We start from the raw sequence: 16307 nt of genomic DNA on the forward strand, positions 1-16307 counted from the left end.
TTTTAAAGAGCTTATCTCTACTAAATATAGGCGGTTTGCTGTTTTACAAATCAATTCTGCTGTAGACTCAGAAAGCTATCATCTATAGAGTATCCGAAATTAATGATTGAATAAATTGGAAAATTGAGGGGGAGGTTAAAAACCTTCTTCAACAACCGGGTGCTTTAGTTCCATAGGGTGCACTAAAGAAGACCACAATAACGTGGCGCGGCTCTACAAAATCGCATGATATCAAACTGAGATTTGAGAATGGATATCTTAGAGCCAGAAATGACCCGGAAAACCGATCACTGTACTTTACTGATTTTGGGGTATCCACTCAGGTTGATGGGGTTAACGCTTCCGGTACTTTAGAGTTTTTCTCTTCGGTAAATAGCTCATTGGGGCGTGGTGTGACTCTTACATCAGAAGGTGTCACAACCATAGAAGCCAATGGAGGTGCGATATTTTTATCAGCCTCAACTAGCATAAATGTAAATACATCAATTTGGACCCCATCTATTGTTACATCAACAGTAAATGGGTATTTTGGCGTTGATGGTGAGCTAAGATTAGTCAATAAAGGATATGCGGATGGGTCAGGTGGAAACCCAATTTATCGTTACCTGCGGGCTCAATTTGTGTGGGCAGATGCTATCGCTACTAACGCGGGAGACAATCTTTATTTAGGCGCAAACAGCGAGGTAAGAGCTACTGTTCGAAGCAGCTACAACAACAGCAATCCTATATACCGTAACTTTAGAGCTGCGGGCTTATATGCGGACTTTTTAGACAGCAATACATCTACAGGCGGCACTCATGTTTATGTAAGGCCACAAGCTGGTTCAGAGGTCCGTTTTACCTCGGTAGGTGGCACTACTGCATACCAAAGCTTTAGAGGGTTATTTGGGTATATGAATGCAGTTGATGTTAATACAGGTACTCACATGTATTTAAGGCCTGCTTCCAATGGTGAAGTCAGAGTGACAGCAACTAATACAACGGATAATTGGAGAGCTATAAGGGCCAGTGAACATTTGCCTCCTAGCTCATCTAGGGAAACTAAAGCCAATATTGAAGTATATAACAAGGAAGTCTTATCTACTCTAAGGAACGCAAATATTTATACCTACGTGTACAAGTGGGAAGAGCCTGGTACGCCATCGAGATTAGGAGTAATGATCGATGAAATGCCTAGGATATTGCATGGTCAAAGGGGAGACTCAATTGAGCTTTACGCATTTGCTTCTTATTTAGCGAAAGGTGTCAAAGAATTGATCGGAGTCACGGATAATCATGCAGATGAAATTAATTGGCTCAACATCGAAAATCAATATTTAAAAGATAAAGTAAAGAACCAAGAAGAAAGAATTTCTCATTTAGAAGACTTATTAAATGTAGCGTAACTCAAGGAGGAAATAATTATGAGAGTAGAGATCGAAAACGGAAAATTAGTGACAGCAATTAATTTTATGTATGAGCTAAAACTGACGAGAAAGCATTCGCGCTTCCGCCGGCATTTTATCAACCTTATGAATGAAAGCCTGAAAGTAGTTGAAGATGACCGAAAAGAGTTGCTTAAGGAACACTCTCATAAAGATGAAAAGGGTGAAGCGATTGTAAAAGATGGTCAATATGACGTTAAAGATATGGATGCCCTGTCGAATGATTTAAAAGAACTGAATGCTGAAAAGCTTGTTATTGAAGGTGGTGATAATCGTGAGATGATCCGAACCATTAAACATGTATTGAAAAAATTTGAGGATGAAGAGTACGAGGCACAAGCCTCAGAAATTTATGATTATCTTTGTGAACAGTTTAGCGTTGATGTAGAGGACGAAAAAGGAGAGGAAGAATAATGTTGGAAATTCAAATCATAGCAACTAATATCCGTTATGCCGATGGTGGAGTATCTGCAGTAAATGTGCAGTTCCAGAGTAAGGATTCGGAGGGGACCATCAATCTTAGTGGTTACATTCCCCTTAATTCTGAAGAGTACCTAGGGAACGAAGCTCTTTCAGCATTAACGGAAGTCGTGAGGACAAAATTAATCGTTCGATTGCAGCCAAAAGCCGAATGAGGCTTTTTTATTTGAATAAATAAAAAATCGGCAAGGAGATAAATCTTTGGAAATAGGAATCGGGTTTTTAACTACATGCATTGGGCTTTTATGCACAGTCGCTGGTCTTATTATCGGTTTTTTTACGTTTAGTAGAAATAGAGATAAGGATGTAAAAAGTCATGCTACAGAATCGGCAATCATTAAAACAAAATTAGACAATATTGGTCAATCAGTTGATTCAATTAGGATTGATTTTAAAGCAAGTGACCAGCGTTGGACTGCATTGTCAGAAAGAGTTATTCGAAATGAAGAAAGTGCGAAACAAGCTCATAAACGAATTGATAAAATCGAAAACAAAGGGGAATTTTGAAATGGAGAAAGCAAAACAATATGTAGCGATGGTTGGCGGTGTCCTGGGGGCACTGCTTTTATTTTTTCAGGCGTTGTTTTGAAATCTCGTTGTTTAACGAAAAAACAATAGATGCCTTTTTGAATTTTTTATTGGCGGCAGTTCCGTTAGCATTTGCTTTATACGGTGTTTATAAGAACCAATATTTACTTACAAAAAAAGCTTTAGAGCAAGAAAAGACTTTAGAAAAACAAGGATTAAAATAAGCTGCCCTTTTGGGTGGCTTTTCTTATAAAAATAAAGGAGGATATTAATATGACAACTATAAAAGGAATTGATGTTTCACATTGGCAAGGTGCAATTAATTGGGGAAAAGTCGCAAAAGATGGTGTGAAGTTTGTATTTATTAAAGCAACCGAAGGAACGAGTTATTTCAAGCTTTCCTATTTTAAAGATAATGTTCCTAAAGCTTTGGCAGCAGGGTTAAAAGTCGGGGCCTATCACTATGCTAAGTTTGCTACTGTAACAGAGGCAAAGTCTGAAGCTGCGTATTTCTTAGGTTCTATCCGTTCTTTTGGATTAAATTACCCTGCCGTTCTTGATCTTGAAGAAAATAAAAAAGGTGCAAATAAAAAGATATTAACTGACGCTGCTATTGCATTTTTAGAAGCTATTGAAGATGCAGGACACACAGCTATGCTATATACAGGTAAATCCTTTCTTGAAAATCATTTAGATGAATCAAGATTGAAAAAGTATGCTTTGTGGATTCCTCGATACAACAGCACATTGGGACGTAGCGCAGATATTTGGCAACATTCTGATTCAGGTAAAATAAATGGTATTAGCACAAAGGTAGATTTAAATGTAGCCTATAGGGATTTCACGGACACAGAAAATACTATTAAACCACCTAATACCTCTAATCCATCGAATAACACAGCAACAACTTATATTGTGAAAAAAGGCGACACACTTAGCTTGATTGCAAAAAAATATAATACAACCGTAAAAGCTCTTGTTAGTCTTAACGGAATTAAAAACCCGGACAAAATTAATATCGGTCTGAAACTTAAAGTCAATGGACCTGTTTCAACAACAAATATCAATAAGATGTATCATACTGTTAATGGTGGCGATACCGTATCGGCTTTAGTTAAAAAATATGGATGTTCCACATCTCAAATTAAAACTTGGAATAGTTTAAAAAACATCGATAAAATTTATGTCGGTCAAAAATTACGTGTGAAATAATTTAATAGAATTGAAAAGTATCTGTAACTGGGCTATAGTTCAAAATTAAAAAAGCCACAGATATTGTGGCTTTTCAATGTCTATCTATTGTTTTAGAAATACCTGCAATACTAGCTATATAGTTAGTAAGGAAATCTAATTGTACATTTTTTTTATTTATGTATCTTGTGAATAAATAAATAAAAAATTTAAATACTCCATATCCAATCATCGTTCCGATAAAATTACAAATTACATCATTAATATCTATTTTTCTCTCAGTATACTCTAAAGATAAGGCTAATAAGAACTGAATACCTTCTAATATAATAGGTAGAGTAATTGCACAAATTAATATTTTTCTTAGATTAAATTTCATTATAAACGGTAACAGGAAACCGAATGGTATTGTCATTATTACATTTAGTATTAAGTTTTCCGGGTAATATAATATACCCTCAAACGGAACAAGATTTATTTGTTTATATATATCAACGTTACCGCGAAACTCAGGAACAATAGTAATAGGAAATTGCGTGTATTTAATTAATTCACAAATATAGATATAGAATAAAGTAAAGAAAAGTAAAAAAGCATTTGTTCTTTTTAACATAATTTTCAATACTAATACGCATAGTAACCAAATAATAGCCGCGCCCAAAATTATATAATCTTCAAAATATATTCTCATAAGATACACCTCTTATTATGTATGGCAATGGAGTGTTAAAACTTTAAATTTACTGTTCTATCTTAATTTTTTACTTTACCTTCCCCAGATATTTTCCAACCAGTATCACTAGTATAAATTACAAGGTAGTATTTAGATGACTTTGCTCCAAGTGCTTTATCAAACTTTTTATCAAATTTATTAACTTTATTCGGGGTACTAGAACTACTAACAGACTGACTTACAGTTCCGTAATATGTATCTGCACCTGCGTCATCTTTGTACAAAGCATAACTAACATTTTGTCCAGGTGGTTTAGAAGCAGCATAACTTTTCTTAGATCCTGTATAATATGCAAGGCCGGCAGCTGAAACAGAGCCTTTATCTAAACTATGATAGTTTCCTTTGTTTTTTCCATCTACTGAAACTACTATATTAAAATCGTAAGAGGAAGAAGCTGCTAATGCTGGAATTGCAACTATAAAAGATAATGATAACACAAATAGAATTGAAAATAATTTCGACTTTAATTTCACTTTCGTTCACCTTTTTCCTAAAATTCTCCATTGCTGTAAAATAATATAACATACATTTATATGAATATGTAGTTTTTTTGGGGTTTTATTACTTTTTTAGAATAAAATAATACACCGAATTATGGTATGTAGGAATGGATTGATATTTTTCTTCCTCTCACATTTCGAGGTCAATTTATAATTTAATCTCGAATTCCTCAATAAGTAATGCCTCTGCAAATGGTTATCCTGCTATAAAATCCTCATCAAAATAAAGCTTTGCCATCAATTTGTTCACAATTCCGCCGAAGTAAGCAAACTGGCCCTTAATCATTTTAGTTCCGGATTTAACTTTCATCACAAAATCCTTGAAGGCAGGCACTTTTTTATACTGTCCGTAAAATGGGGCACAGTTCAAATGAGAAGGGCTTTTTTGTTATTTAAAGTATTATTGGAGTTATCAACTGAATAACAAGTATTATAAAAAAGAGTATAGATAAGATTAAATAATATATCTTATTGGGTTTATTAATTATAAATCTAATAGTTATTTTGCAAAAAATTATTACTAACAAAATTTGCAATGCCAGATTAATAACAGAAAGTTAAGGATTAACTATTGTACATAGGAAGCTTAGAATACAAAGAGCTATCATAATTTTTTCCAATTTAATTAAATTGTTTTTCGCAAAAAAATTGTTCCTATTTGTTTTGAACAATAAAAGTAATATCACGACTAATGAAAATATGCCTATACTTATAAGAATAATTTTTTGTCCTAAAATCATAGTTATAAATCCTTTCTATTTTCTAAAATTTATGTCGGTCAAAAATTACGTGTGAAATAAGTAAAAGCCCTTACTCGTTTTGAGTAGCGGTTTCAGTGTGTAGACAAACCCCTTTTTCAAAGAAGTTTTTGGTAAAAAGAGGGTTTTCATATCTTTAAACCAGCAAATTTAGTTGTCTACATGAAAGAAGGACATCATATATTGTTGCTAAACTTGATACAAAAAATAGCTGTCGACTTTGTCGACAGCCTGAAGGGAGCCAATTATTGGCTCCCTTTTTTATTTCTATTAGTTTTTATAGTAGGCAAAACATTATACACACTTATTACAAAATAATAAAGTAAAGTCATATGAAGAGCATCATTTATAGAAACTGGGGTAGCGTCAAGTTCAAAAATATTAAATGATACAAATACCCCTACAAATATCATTGGATAAATGATGAAATAAGAGATAAAACTTTTTATATACATATTATCGCATCGCTATCTTAATTTTTTACTTAAAAACCGAATCCTTATATGAAGAAACCTCATGGGAAAATTTAGTCTTTTTCTCACTCTAAGTTACTATAAGATTATAATAAATTCAACACTTTTCTTTATTTCCATTCTAATTTCCCATAGTAGGTTATGTTTTTAAAGACTAAGTGTATGAAGTGAAGGATTAGGGTTCATAGCTAAATTCCATACTTTTTGTAAGGTATATAAGTAGCTTTACACCATTCAGTGTATTTATATAACTTCGGTCTGGTACCGTTGACAGACCCTAAAAAACGTTTTTTTATACATAACTAGTCTTTTTTTATTACTAAATTGCCATAATTTATAAAAAACATTTACAAACTTTTATATTGATGATAATAATTAACATATTGGATAAAAAGTTCACCAAGGCTACAAAAACTGCTTTTGCAGCAGGTGTTACAACTTGGCTGACTGGATTTACTGGTGGAGCTGCGGCTCTTGGAAAGATAGCTGGTGGAGCATTTGCAACTTACTATTTTGTAGAGACTGATACTCAAAATGTTTATACTTTTTTGAAGTATTATTATAGAGAACTAGGCAAAGGGAAATTTGGCCCTACAGGTTCTTATATGGGTAATTATGAAATCAAAAAAGTAGAGAGAATTACTAAATCTTCAAAAGGTTCTGGAGGACAGACTAAGACCAGATACAAGAAGTCCACTATAGTAGAACCATTTTTCTAAAAATACTATTTTGTGAAAAATGAGATGATGAGATGAAGAAGCATATATTATTATTTGTTGTTTTATTAATGGTTTCCTATTTTATTTTAGACTTCATTTTTATTAAGGCTGTTGTGTTTTCAATTTTTATAGTGATTATTGCTAGTTTGATTAATCTGTTAGATAAGCGTAAAAAAAGGGATTCGCATTAAAAATAAAATTCTTAGAAATTTAGATTAAAAGAGTAGCAATTGCTACTCTTTTTAATTTTGTCTAAAAAGAAAAAAATTGAGGATGATATAAGGTGTTGATAAACTTGCCTGTCCAAAAACCTCGTGGCAAAAGAACTTTGTTAACATTAATTATGCATCTTTTGTTGTAATACAAAAAAATATATTTGACCACCAACTGACCACATAATAATAATTCAAAGCTGAAAAAACTTAATAGAAATTTGTATATTGGTTATATAAAACCTTATTAAATCAACCAATATGAATCATTCTGAAAAAGTACGAAAGGCGAAGAAATGTTCCGCACACAAGTTCGCCCATGGGAGCGCGAACAATATATGTCTACTTATTAATATCAAAATAAGCTTTGAAACCCTTGACGCCATTGGTGTTGAGGGTTCTTTGTTTTTCGGGCATCTTTTCATTAATTCTAATGGATATACCAACTGCCCGATTATTGTCCAAAAAAAAATCCGAAAAAATTATTCAAGGACATTTTTCATATGCTGCTCAAATTTACCCATAGTGTCCTTATCTATTTTTTTACTAATATGAGAGTATACGTCCGCTGTAATTTGCATACTGCCATGTCCTAAACGCTCTTGTATATATTTCATGCCCGCGGATTACTCAGCAATGATTCCGAAAAATCCTGATATGGGTATCACCCGGGATATTTACTTAGCGGCCGGCATTGAACGGAAAAACGGTGTAGACGAGCTGATGGAATCAATAAAAGATCGTAACTGGTTTGAAAATGAGTTGATTCGGGTTTCAAAAAAATCCTTTTGTCCTAATTTGTGAGGACCTGGAAGGATACTCAAAAAATTTTAACGGATTGTACCGGAGCAAATATAAGCCGAAGTCGCTGCTAGGAAGCTTGAAAACATTTGAAGTTCGATATAATTTCTCAACTGTTTTCTTAGCTCCTGGTGCAACCGGCAATTACATTTACCATCATTTTTACTATATGACTCGTGAGTTGTTGAAAAGAGGTTTTATATGATCAGTTCTGTATCTACTAATCAATTGGCTTTGTTAAGTAGTATTGTTGTTTTTCAGGTATAAAATATGGGAACGTCCGATTTGGACGTTCCCGTTCTTATTCCATTAAAGCCCCCTATAATTGAATAACTGTAAAGCTAATGAAGCTTTTTTAAAAGCTGCGTTTCCCTGCCCAAGCTCCTTGCATTTTACTTAGGAATACAATTTGTCCAATATGATATGCGTCGTGCAATGCTAAACTCTTCAGTTCAAGCACTAATGATCTTTCTCCAGGGATCTGTCTATACAAATCTTCATGTTCTGATTTTGCTAGTATTTTTTCCAGTTCACGATGAACATAAAAGTATTCTTGTTTTGTTTCCTTCCAATTTTGAAACGTCTCAGTTGGTAATCGAAATGTAGATTCATTATCTTTTGCCTGGGGTTCATTCGCTGTTTCACCAAGAAATCGCATCAGAAGTCTCTTTTTATAGAAAAGTAAATGACAAACTAATTCCCAAATGGAATTCATTGCCCCCTCAACTGGTTTCCAAATTGCCTGTTCAAAAGTAATATCCTCTAGCACTTTTTCAAGTGGTGGAAACCAGTCTTCTTCATCTAAGCAGCTTGCCCATTGTTGTAACAAAAGTGTCTTTACATCCATTTTCTATTCCCTCCAATTTAATCCCTTTAATAGATAATCCCTTTGGTCAAAATTCATTTGCGGCGTGTTGTAGATAGCTCACTAATTAATGTGTCATTCCAATTCCTTGTTCAATTAAACTGGCCCTTTAACGGAACAATGAACGTTCCGTTATTTGGAAAATTCTGATAAAATTAGTTTATCATAAGTTGTGTTAACTGAGAAAGAACAACTGTCTAAAACCATTTTGGTTATCGTAAAGTTATCTTTTATATGTTTGATGGTGTCTAAGAATTGGAACCAGCTCAAATAATGGTCTAGATATTTAGTCGCTACACCATTAAAACGCTCCATCCAGCTCTTTAAACGGCTGTGATAACTATTTACATTCTGGATGTGATAAATCCCTTTAACTCGCTCCCTACCATTTGCTTTAAAGCGATGATGCTCAATTCCTTTTTCTTTGGCATAAGTCATAAACGCCCGCCAAGCATCCGTACATAGAACATTTTGTATTGATAGCTTGGAACCTAACGCTTCGTCCAAACTCTTTTTTATAATACGTCCTTTTCCTATTGTTTTGGAAAACGTTCTCTTTTGGCGGTCTCTGGCTACAAGAACGCATACTTGGTCCTTACTTATTCCTCTAAACTCCGAACTACCACCGCGTAACCTTGGTTTTCGACCTTGGATATTCCGTTTTCCTTTCTCGGAATAGAGGAAATAGGTTTCATCCATTTCTACTATGCCTTCGAAAAGTTCAAAATCCATCTGTTTCAATGCAGTTAGAATTTTATGCCTCCAATAAAAAAGCGTCACATAATGAGCACCAATGAGTTTAGCTGATTTCCGAAGGGAATACCCTTCAATCATACATTCGATGAACTGAAGCCATTTACTAGGCATATGAGTTCTGTGAAGAGGAGTGTTCGTCATATCTGTGAATGTTTTACCGCACTCTTTGCAGCGGTATCTTTGACGTTCAATGGTATTGATTGTAGTTTTTACCTGATATTTACCGAAGCGAATGACATTAGTGGATTGAGAAAGCATATTTGATACTGAAAAAGCAAAAGCCAAAGCGAGAAAAATACATGACTCGTAAAGGAAAACGTCGGTTGAAAAAGTCTCTGGTAAAGAGAAAAAAGGATAGGTTGACTCGTGCATTCAGAAACATTTTTGTTATGTCGGGTTATTTGGAAGAGTAGAGGAGGACTGTTATTGATGGCAAAGAAAATTCAACCGGTTATCATTCGTCGTCAAAGGAAGTATGAAGCTGAGCAAGCTATTAATGATTTAGAGGCGAGAGGATTTGAGGTTATTTCTCCTTTTAAAATAGTTAGTTGATATACAGTTTTGATTAAAATAATGCGGGACACAGACGAACGATATCGCAGATCGAGGGAAAGGAAGGTATCAACGATATGGGCTATTCCCGAGAAGAACAAGAAACTTCGTTGATTGATTTTTGACAACAGTGCAGGCAAGTGGAGCGTTTACTCTACTGTTCCTAAACACATTCGAAAACTCTCTAATTCCTTCTTTGTGTTCAAATGCGTAATAAAAGGTCTTGATATATATCGTAAGCCTGTTTTAACTTAGGGCTGATAGAAAGGCACTTATTCAGCACTTCTGATTCAGTGCCGATGAAGCGGTCGCAAGAATGAGTAAACAATTGGCAACCATTGCAACTGATATGAATCATCTATATAATTAGATGAATTACGTATAAATGGAATCCCCAATAAGGGCCATTTACTCGATTTCCTAGATGAAATAAATATGATGGATGTGCATCGGCGAATCAGTTTAAACTCGTAAATGTGAATGATGACAAATTCAAAACTTAACAAAATCGGAGGAATAAAAATGGCAAAACCAAACATGTGTCAAAGCTGTGGAATGCCCATGAAAGTGTCAAGTGACTTTGGAACTGAAAAGGATGGGACACCGTCAGAAAAATACTGTCACTATTGTTACGAAAATGGTGAATGGATGCAGTCTGATGTAACATTTGATGAATTTTATGCATTCAGTTTAAAAAGGTTTCAGGAATCAGATATGAATCGGGTTGAAAAATTTTTTCTCAATAAAATGTATACAAAAAAATTCTTAAAAAAATTAGAGCGCTGGCGCTAAAACACAAAATTGTGCAGGTGATGAATATGAAAACGAAATCAGAACCAAAATCAGGTGGTTGGAAACCATTTTATTACCTAATCAAACAATCCCATCCGTCCGAGAAAAAAACTGGAATCTTAAATTATTGGAATAACGCAGGAGTTGTAATTCTCTAAGGGTACATGAGTGTAGTTCTAACTGCCAATTGGAGGGCTTTTTTTTATTTCACTAACGAAGAATTTATGTAAATTACTTCAACTAACAGATGCTTATCTTATCTTCAATAAGACAACTAAAAGATATTCCATAATCGGGCGCTTTAATGAAGTAACTAAAGCCTAATTTCTCGGTGTTAAAAGCGAGAATTTAGGCTTTTTATATTTGGATTTCTTTACCGTTGTAAATCTGTATTTTCCTGATGTTACTCCCTTAGCGTATGTTTTCCGCGTTTTGTTGGTAGGACCCCATGCCTATCAAGCTAAGAAACTCTCACACCCCCAAAACGATAAAAATAAGCCTGTGTTTTTGTGGATTAGTACATAAGAAATAGTTTTTTACTGTTTGGGGTATCCTTAGCTTGATGGCTATGTGGTGGTACCCATTCTATAGGTTCATAAAAGTGTGATAACTCCACGGTTCTGAAAAAATAGCTGTTTAATTTTTGGATACGATACTGAAATACTTCAAGAAAAGTAACAATAAATTTATTTAAAACTAATAACTACTATGTTGAATCGTATTTGTTATTTTCTATGGCATTTGTTTGTATGGAGACTTTACATTTCTCTGCCTGTTTTTCTTGAGACAGCCCATGTATTTTACGTAATTCTCGTATCTGATTTTCCAAAGTGAATCCATCCCCGACTTTTATTAAGTACTTATTTTTCTGGTATTAATTGCCAATAAAATAAAGTAGCTTAATATCATGACGATTAAATATAAAAGTTCAGGATAAACAAGAGGGATATTATCGAAACGATTTTCTCATACTTTTTTAACAACTTTATTGTAAATAAAACGACTTTATTATCATAAAACAGGTTACTGTATCTTTTGTTTGACAATAATGTGAAATGAACTGGATAACTTTTTAACAAGGAGATTTCAGAACATGTTGGAAAACGGCAAAATCTCGATACGTCAATTTACAATCTTAGTTATTTTATTTACAGTTGGCGGATCAATATTGATTGTTCCTTCAGGCCTAGCTTCTGAAGCGAAACAAGATGGTTGGATAGCCGGCTTACTTGCGCTAGGAATCGGACTGTTAATAATACCTTTTTACTATGCCCTAGGGCAGCGTTTTCAAGATAAGACCATTGCTGAATATAGTGAGGAACTACTAGGAAAATGGGTAGGAAAACTCATATCTTTACTATTTTTTACATATTTTATGATCAATGCTGGATTAACCCTTAGAAATATAGGGGATTTTATGACAACGCAATTCATCCCGGAAACTCCAATTGAAGCTATTTTTATCGTTTTTTTAGCTATTGTTATCATAGGGACGAGAAACGGAATAGAACCTTTATCTCGTTCAGCAGAGGTTTTATTCCCGTTGGTTATCCTGCTCTTTATCATTTTTTCGACGTCCCTTATTCCTCAAATAAAATTCGAAAACATTCAACCTGTGTTTGAAGTAGGAATAAAGCCAATAATTCGGGGGGCTATTCCATTTATTGGTTCTACGTTTTTAGAGCTTGTTGTTTTTCTAATGATATTTCCTTACGCCAACAAAACAAATCAGTTAAGGAAATCCTTTCTTACAGGAACCCTCATAGGAGGAATTATATTAATTTTCATTTCACTCTTAGCAATTTTGACGATGGGCAGTGAAGTAACATCAAGACATCTTTATCCTAGCTATGAATTAGCTAGGAAAATAAATGTCGCTGACTTTTTAACACGAATCGAAGCGATCTTGGCTGGAATTTGGTTTGTAACCATTTTTATTAAACTAACCGTCTTTTTTTATGCATCAGCATTGAGTCTTGCACAAACATTGAAACTAAAAGATTATCGCTTTCTTACTTTGCCTTTAGGAATGATTTTAATGGTCCTAGCCCTGGTCTCAGGCCCAAATATTGTTGCTATTGAAAAATTCAATAAGTACATTTTGGCTCCTTATTCGTTTACATTTGGATTTGTATTTCCAATGTTATTGTTAGCAATAAACACATTCCGAATGAAGGGTGTGAAAAAAAATTCATGCCAATGACTGTATTTCATTCGATTATGCAGATGTTTTTTTCGCAACCCTGGTCACATTGTAAAAAAGACCATCCTCAGCTTAAACCTTTTACTTATTAGGATAGCGCCACATCGCCATCAAGCTAAGGTGAATTTGTATCATCATAACGAAAAAAACGCTATTCTTTTTGTAGAAATATACAGGAAGGATGGCGTTTTCTATGAGTTTTTCTGTTTTAGACGAAATGAATCTCTTTTCTCAAGAACTTCAAAACTACTTATCTCCATCTTCTCTATAACAATTAGCTAAAGAAGTTGGTTTTGTTCAACGTACAAGTAAATATCAAGCACAAGAATTAATTGCTTTATGTGTATGGCTTAGTCAACAGGTCGCGATTAGCTCCGGTGATGGAGTGAATCATTTGAAAATTAACCACTTTTCATATAATCTTACACATAATGGTTACTAAAAGTTAGCTTTCTCAATAAATAAGAGGTTAACAGGAGGAATTCAAATGAATCAAATAAAAACTAAGCTGTTTGAACCTGTAACAATTGGTGCATGGGACTTAAAAACAAGAACAGCAATGGCTCCTATGACACGGTCGTTTGCTGATGATAAAACTGGTGTTGTGAATGACCTAACCGTAGAGTATTACCGAAAGCGAGCTCAAGATGGAATCGGACTTATCATTACGGAAGGTGTTGTAATTTCACCAAGAGCAAAGGGTAATCCTGGCGTTCCTGGGCTCTACACTCAAGAACAAATTAATGGTTGGAAAAAAGTTACCGAAGCTGTACACGTTGAAGGCGGAACCATTATTGCGCAAATCTGGCATGTCGGCCGTGCAAGCCACCACGAAATTGCAGGAGGACTTCCACCACAGGCTCCTTCCCCTTTTGCTGCTGAAGGAAAGGTTTCACGATTCGGAAAACCTTTTGATATTCCTGAGGAAATGACAGAGACAGATATTGCAGAAGTAGTCAACCAATATGCGCAAGCTGCAAAAAATGCGATGGAAGCTGGCTTTGACGGCGTGGAAATTCATGGTGCACACGGCTACTTAATCGACCAGTTTAACTCTGACACTTCCAATAAAAGGACGGATCGGTACGGCGGTGATTTAAAACAACGCCTGACATTTATGAAGGAAGTGCTAACAGCAGTCATTGATACGGTTGGAGTAGACCGTACCCTTATTCGTTTCTCGGCTTTGAAAATTGACCAGCCATCTTACATGTGGGAAGATCCTGAATCAGCGATTCAAACGTTTATTGCAGCTTTTAAAGAAACAGGCGTCAAAATGATTCACCCTTCTACAATGGAATTTACCAAACCGATTGCCAGAGGGTTAACCATGCATGAATTGGTACGTCGCCACTGGGATGGAGTTATAGTTGGTGTAGGCGGGCTTGATGCTGAAACAGCAGAGGACGCACTAAAAAAAGGCACCATTGACGTTGCCGCGATTGGCCGTCCGCTTATCGCCAATCCGGATTATCTTGCACGAATTAAGCAGGATAAAAAACTTGTTGATTACGAAGCAAAAAAACATTTAATTCAATTGGTTTAATAGAGAAAAAACAGGAAGCTGACTTGTTCATGTCAGCGTACCTTCTTTTCGGGGGAGGTTAGTTTTGAAGTTAATTAGGGGATTTGCAGGAATGGGAGTAAGTATGGTAGGTACAATTATACTTGGAATAAGCCTAATAATCCTAATTTTAATATAATTACAGATTCAAATAAGAAAGAAAATTGAAAAGAACCAATTAATTGATTAATGATGTTCTTCTTAAACTAATGAGAGCGATACTTCAATAAGAGGTATCGTTTTTCTTATTGAGCTAACAGGTGCGTGAAGGATCCCTAGACAAAATGAAAGAACGAGCTATGAACATCCTTGAAGGAAAAGACCTGGATGACCCTTTATTCCCTTTCATCTGCAAAATTGATGACCCTAACGAGGTTGATAATCCCGACTTTTGGGAAAAGGCGGATCCTATGTTCAGCGAACCAAGGAGCCCATATGCCAAAGGATTATTCAAAAGGTTTTAACTCAATTTAAGTAACTTGCTAATATTCAGCTTTGTAGCTGATACTTTCCGTTTGGATTTAGTAAGAACCGCATTAGAAGCAGAGGGATTTGAATTAGAATTTATCCGTAATCCTAAAGCCATTCATTCATTGAAGGGGCCTACGTAAATTCTTCAGATCAGAATATTATAAACTTTGGACCGGCTAATTATGGAACCACCTTTGATAGATTACAAAGAATAAAAGCCAAGTATGATCCCGAAAATCTATTCCACTTTCCGCAAAGTATACCTCCTAAATTTTAAATCTATCTTTTGCATTTATCATTTTTTATGTATTCAGATATCTGGAATTGTTAGTAGGAAGTAACAACTTCCAATAACCCGCATTATAGTGCGACTAAGATCAACATTAATGTTAAACAAAGCCTTAAAAAAAGGAGGTGAGAAATTGGGATTTCTGGATTTAGTGAAAAGCAGAAATAAAGAACTTGAATTCATGTTGGACTTTGATTTAATCGAAGATACTTCCAAGAAAATTCACATGAAACAATTGTCCATTCAACCATGTATCAATATGATTGGCCGTACTATCAGCCAATCAGAATTTTATGTATCCCATTCATCCACGCCTGTTCCTTTGGAAAAACCAAAGTTCCACAATGATCAATCTTTTTTAACAAAAACAATCTTAAATCTGCTGGAGAAGAATCCATTTTGATCAATCTTTTTTCAAAATGGATTCTTTTTATTAAACGAAAAATATGGGTTTGCGAGATATTTTTTGATTAAACTTTATTTAAAAGCTACAAAAGAAGCTGCATAGTAGGTAAGTAGTATGAGTGAGAAAAAGGAATTAACAAAAGAGGAATTGCAACAGAGAGTCAAATGCTTAGAATATGATCTAAATAAATCGATTAAAATCGAAAATAAATTAATAGAGAAGATAGCAAGGAAAGAACATGAGAATACTATTTTATCTGTTAAATTAGAAGAAATTTCAGAAGGCTTTGTAGCCTTGCAAAAACAACAAGAAATTTTGAAGGAAGATTTATACACTGAAGACACTAAGGCCTAATTTAAGGCTTTTTTTATTGTCCTTAAGGAGTTTAGAAATTGAAGAATTAGAAGATGAAATAAAAAATAAAAATAATTAAGCACTAAGAAAAAGAGTGATTTTATCCATGAACTAATGAATTAAATATCTTTTTTAATTTTGTTCAACAATCGGGCCATTTTGTGGAATAACTCTTTTTAGAAATTGGATATTTATGTGAAAACTATGGAGAAGATTGTGGAGAATTATACTTAAGT

General features: G+C 34.4%; 17 protein-coding genes and 7 pseudogenes. 18 read left to right on the forward strand and 6 right to left on the reverse strand.

The genetic code is table 11. The features are described from left to right. Nucleotides 1-392: 392 nt before the first annotated feature. The 6 genes from NST21_RS09800 to NST21_RS09825 all read left to right on the forward strand — a co-directional run bounded on the left by NST21_RS09800 (nucleotide 393) and on the right by NST21_RS09825 (nucleotide 3644). Nucleotides 393-1385, forward strand: coding sequence for a hypothetical protein (locus NST21_RS09800; protein ID WP_340888857.1), 993 nt, complete (start codon nucleotides 393-395; stop codon nucleotides 1383-1385). Between the two features lie 18 nt (nucleotides 1386-1403). Continuing rightward, on the forward strand, nucleotides 1404-1838 hold the full coding sequence (locus NST21_RS09805) for a hypothetical protein (protein WP_340888859.1): 435 nt from the start codon (nucleotides 1404-1406) through the stop codon (nucleotides 1836-1838). Then, nucleotides 1838-2059: a hypothetical protein gene (locus tag NST21_RS09810; RefSeq protein ID WP_340888861.1), complete on the forward strand. Its 222-nt coding sequence runs from the start codon at nucleotides 1838-1840 to the stop codon at nucleotides 2057-2059. The genes NST21_RS09805 and NST21_RS09810 overlap by 1 nt, the downstream gene beginning before the upstream one ends. Before the next feature lie 46 nt (nucleotides 2060-2105). Continuing rightward, entirely contained in the window at nucleotides 2106-2411 is a 306-nt protein-coding gene (locus tag NST21_RS09815) for a hypothetical protein (protein WP_340888863.1), read from the forward strand. 89 nt (nucleotides 2412-2500) lie between these two features. Then, the gene (locus NST21_RS09820; protein ID WP_340888865.1) at nucleotides 2501-2656 is read left to right on the forward strand and encodes a phage holin; all 156 of its coding nucleotides are present in this window, start codon (nucleotides 2501-2503) and stop codon (nucleotides 2654-2656) included. 49 nt (nucleotides 2657-2705) lie between these two features. Further along, the gene (locus NST21_RS09825) at nucleotides 2706-3644 is read left to right on the forward strand and encodes a GH25 family lysozyme (protein ID WP_340888866.1); all 939 of its coding nucleotides are present in this window, start codon (nucleotides 2706-2708) and stop codon (nucleotides 3642-3644) included. A 73-nt stretch (nucleotides 3645-3717) separates the two neighbouring features. Here NST21_RS09825 and NST21_RS09830 read toward each other — a convergent pair whose 3' ends face one another. Both NST21_RS09830 and NST21_RS09835 read right to left on the reverse strand, forming a co-directional pair. Continuing rightward, complete coding sequence (locus NST21_RS09830; RefSeq protein WP_340888867.1) at nucleotides 3718-4314, reverse strand: VanZ family protein; 597 nt, start codon at nucleotides 4312-4314, stop codon at nucleotides 3718-3720. A 62-nt stretch (nucleotides 4315-4376) separates the two neighbouring features. Further along, nucleotides 4377-4829 (reverse strand): hypothetical protein, encoded by a 453-nt coding sequence (locus tag NST21_RS09835; RefSeq protein ID WP_340888868.1) that lies wholly within the window; start codon nucleotides 4827-4829, stop codon nucleotides 4377-4379. Between the two features lie 1641 nt (nucleotides 4830-6470). On the opposite strand from NST21_RS09835, the gene NST21_RS09845 reads away from it, so the two are divergent. Next, complete coding sequence (locus NST21_RS09845; protein WP_340888869.1) at nucleotides 6471-6806, forward strand: hypothetical protein; 336 nt, start codon at nucleotides 6471-6473, stop codon at nucleotides 6804-6806. A gap of 694 nt (nucleotides 6807-7500) precedes the next feature. Here NST21_RS09845 and NST21_RS28750 read toward each other — a convergent pair. Continuing rightward, nucleotides 7501-7641: pseudogene (locus NST21_RS28750) on the reverse strand (site-specific integrase); the annotation flags it as partial. Between NST21_RS28750 and NST21_RS09850 the strand changes: the two are divergent. After that, nucleotides 7634-8024 (forward strand): annotated as a pseudogene (locus NST21_RS09850) (ERCC4 domain-containing protein). The pseudogenes NST21_RS28750 and NST21_RS09850 overlap by 8 nt on opposite strands. Nucleotides 8025-8174: 150 nt before the next feature. Here the strand turns inward: NST21_RS09850 and NST21_RS09855 are convergent. Beyond that, entirely contained in the window at nucleotides 8175-8666 is a 492-nt protein-coding gene (locus NST21_RS09855; protein WP_056526145.1) for a DinB family protein, read from the reverse strand. 150 nt (nucleotides 8667-8816) lie between these two features. Further along, nucleotides 8817-9686: pseudogene (locus NST21_RS09860) on the reverse strand (IS1595 family transposase); the annotation flags it as partial. Between the two features lie 183 nt (nucleotides 9687-9869). On the opposite strand from NST21_RS09860, the gene NST21_RS09865 reads away from it, so the two are divergent. From NST21_RS09865 to NST21_RS09875, 3 genes are all read left to right on the forward strand, one after another. Next, complete coding sequence (locus NST21_RS09865) at nucleotides 9870-9992, forward strand: hypothetical protein (RefSeq protein ID WP_340888870.1); 123 nt, start codon at nucleotides 9870-9872, stop codon at nucleotides 9990-9992. A gap of 522 nt (nucleotides 9993-10514) precedes the next feature. Further along, a complete protein-coding gene (locus tag NST21_RS09870) occupies nucleotides 10515-10784 on the forward strand; it encodes a zinc ribbon domain-containing protein (protein ID WP_340888872.1) in 270 nt (89 codons plus the stop codon). 26 nt (nucleotides 10785-10810) lie between these two features. Then, nucleotides 10811-10942, forward strand: coding sequence for a hypothetical protein (locus tag NST21_RS09875; protein ID WP_321175433.1), 132 nt, complete (start codon nucleotides 10811-10813; stop codon nucleotides 10940-10942). A 551-nt stretch (nucleotides 10943-11493) separates the two neighbouring features. On the opposite strand, the pseudogene NST21_RS09880 reads toward NST21_RS09875, so the two are convergent. Next, nucleotides 11494-11613 (reverse strand): annotated as a pseudogene (locus tag NST21_RS09880) (helix-turn-helix transcriptional regulator); the annotation flags it as partial. A gap of 264 nt (nucleotides 11614-11877) precedes the next feature. Between NST21_RS09880 and NST21_RS09885 the strand changes: the two are divergent. The 7 genes and pseudogenes from NST21_RS09885 (at nucleotide 11878) to NST21_RS09915 (ending at nucleotide 16071) form a co-directional block, all read left to right on the forward strand. Next, nucleotides 11878-12987 (forward strand): GerAB/ArcD/ProY family transporter, encoded by a 1110-nt coding sequence (locus NST21_RS09885; RefSeq protein WP_340888874.1) that lies wholly within the window; start codon nucleotides 11878-11880, stop codon nucleotides 12985-12987. Between the two features lie 193 nt (nucleotides 12988-13180). Next, nucleotides 13181-13363, forward strand: a pseudogene (locus tag NST21_RS09890) (IS4 family transposase); the annotation flags it as partial. Nucleotides 13364-13474: 111 nt separating this feature from the next. Next, a complete protein-coding gene (locus NST21_RS09895) occupies nucleotides 13475-14533 on the forward strand; it encodes an alkene reductase (RefSeq protein ID WP_445670498.1) in 1059 nt (352 codons plus the stop codon). 278 nt (nucleotides 14534-14811) lie between these two features. Further along, nucleotides 14812-15026, forward strand: a pseudogene (locus NST21_RS28755) (terminase large subunit); the annotation flags it as partial. Nucleotides 15027-15140: 114 nt separating this feature from the next. Continuing rightward, nucleotides 15141-15299, forward strand: a pseudogene (locus NST21_RS09905) (BBE domain-containing protein); the annotation flags it as partial. 145 nt (nucleotides 15300-15444) lie between these two features. Further along, nucleotides 15445-15714 (forward strand): hypothetical protein, encoded by a 270-nt coding sequence (locus NST21_RS09910; protein ID WP_340888875.1) that lies wholly within the window; start codon nucleotides 15445-15447, stop codon nucleotides 15712-15714. 117 nt (nucleotides 15715-15831) lie between these two features. Further along, nucleotides 15832-16071: a hypothetical protein gene (locus NST21_RS09915; RefSeq protein WP_340888876.1), complete on the forward strand. Its 240-nt coding sequence runs from the start codon at nucleotides 15832-15834 to the stop codon at nucleotides 16069-16071. Nucleotides 16072-16307: the final 236 nt, after the last annotated feature.

Origin of the sequence: Peribacillus sp. FSL K6-1552 (assembly GCF_038005205.1) — a bacterium.
In the GTDB taxonomy this organism is placed as follows: domain Bacteria; phylum Bacillota; class Bacilli; order Bacillales; family DSM-1321; genus Peribacillus; species Peribacillus butanolivorans.

Bases quoted from the DNA above. Each gene is read 5' to 3' on its own strand.
- NST21_RS09805 (WP_340888859.1), top strand. From the start codon at position 1,404: ATGAGAGTAGAGATCGAAAACGGAAAATTAGTGACAGCAATTAATTTT.
- NST21_RS09810 (WP_340888861.1), top strand. From the start codon at position 1,838: ATGTTGGAAATTCAAATCATAGCAACTAATATCCGTTATGCCGATGGT.
- NST21_RS09825 (WP_340888866.1), top strand. From the start codon at position 2,706: ATGACAACTATAAAAGGAATTGATGTTTCACATTGGCAAGGTGCAATT.
- NST21_RS09830 (WP_340888867.1), bottom strand. From the start codon at position 4,314: ATGAGAATATATTTTGAAGATTATATAATTTTGGGCGCGGCTATTATT.
- NST21_RS09855 (WP_056526145.1), bottom strand. From the start codon at position 8,666: ATGGATGTAAAGACACTTTTGTTACAACAATGGGCAAGCTGCTTAGAT.
- NST21_RS09865 (WP_340888870.1), top strand. From the start codon at position 9,870: ATGGCAAAGAAAATTCAACCGGTTATCATTCGTCGTCAAAGGAAGTAT.
- NST21_RS09870 (WP_340888872.1), top strand. From the start codon at position 10,515: ATGGCAAAACCAAACATGTGTCAAAGCTGTGGAATGCCCATGAAAGTG.
- NST21_RS09875 (WP_321175433.1), top strand. From the start codon at position 10,811: ATGAAAACGAAATCAGAACCAAAATCAGGTGGTTGGAAACCATTTTAT.
- NST21_RS09885 (WP_340888874.1), top strand. From the start codon at position 11,878: ATGTTGGAAAACGGCAAAATCTCGATACGTCAATTTACAATCTTAGTT.
- NST21_RS09895 (WP_445670498.1), top strand. From the start codon at position 13,475: ATGAATCAAATAAAAACTAAGCTGTTTGAACCTGTAACAATTGGTGCA.
- NST21_RS09915 (WP_340888876.1), top strand. From the start codon at position 15,832: ATGAGTGAGAAAAAGGAATTAACAAAAGAGGAATTGCAACAGAGAGTC.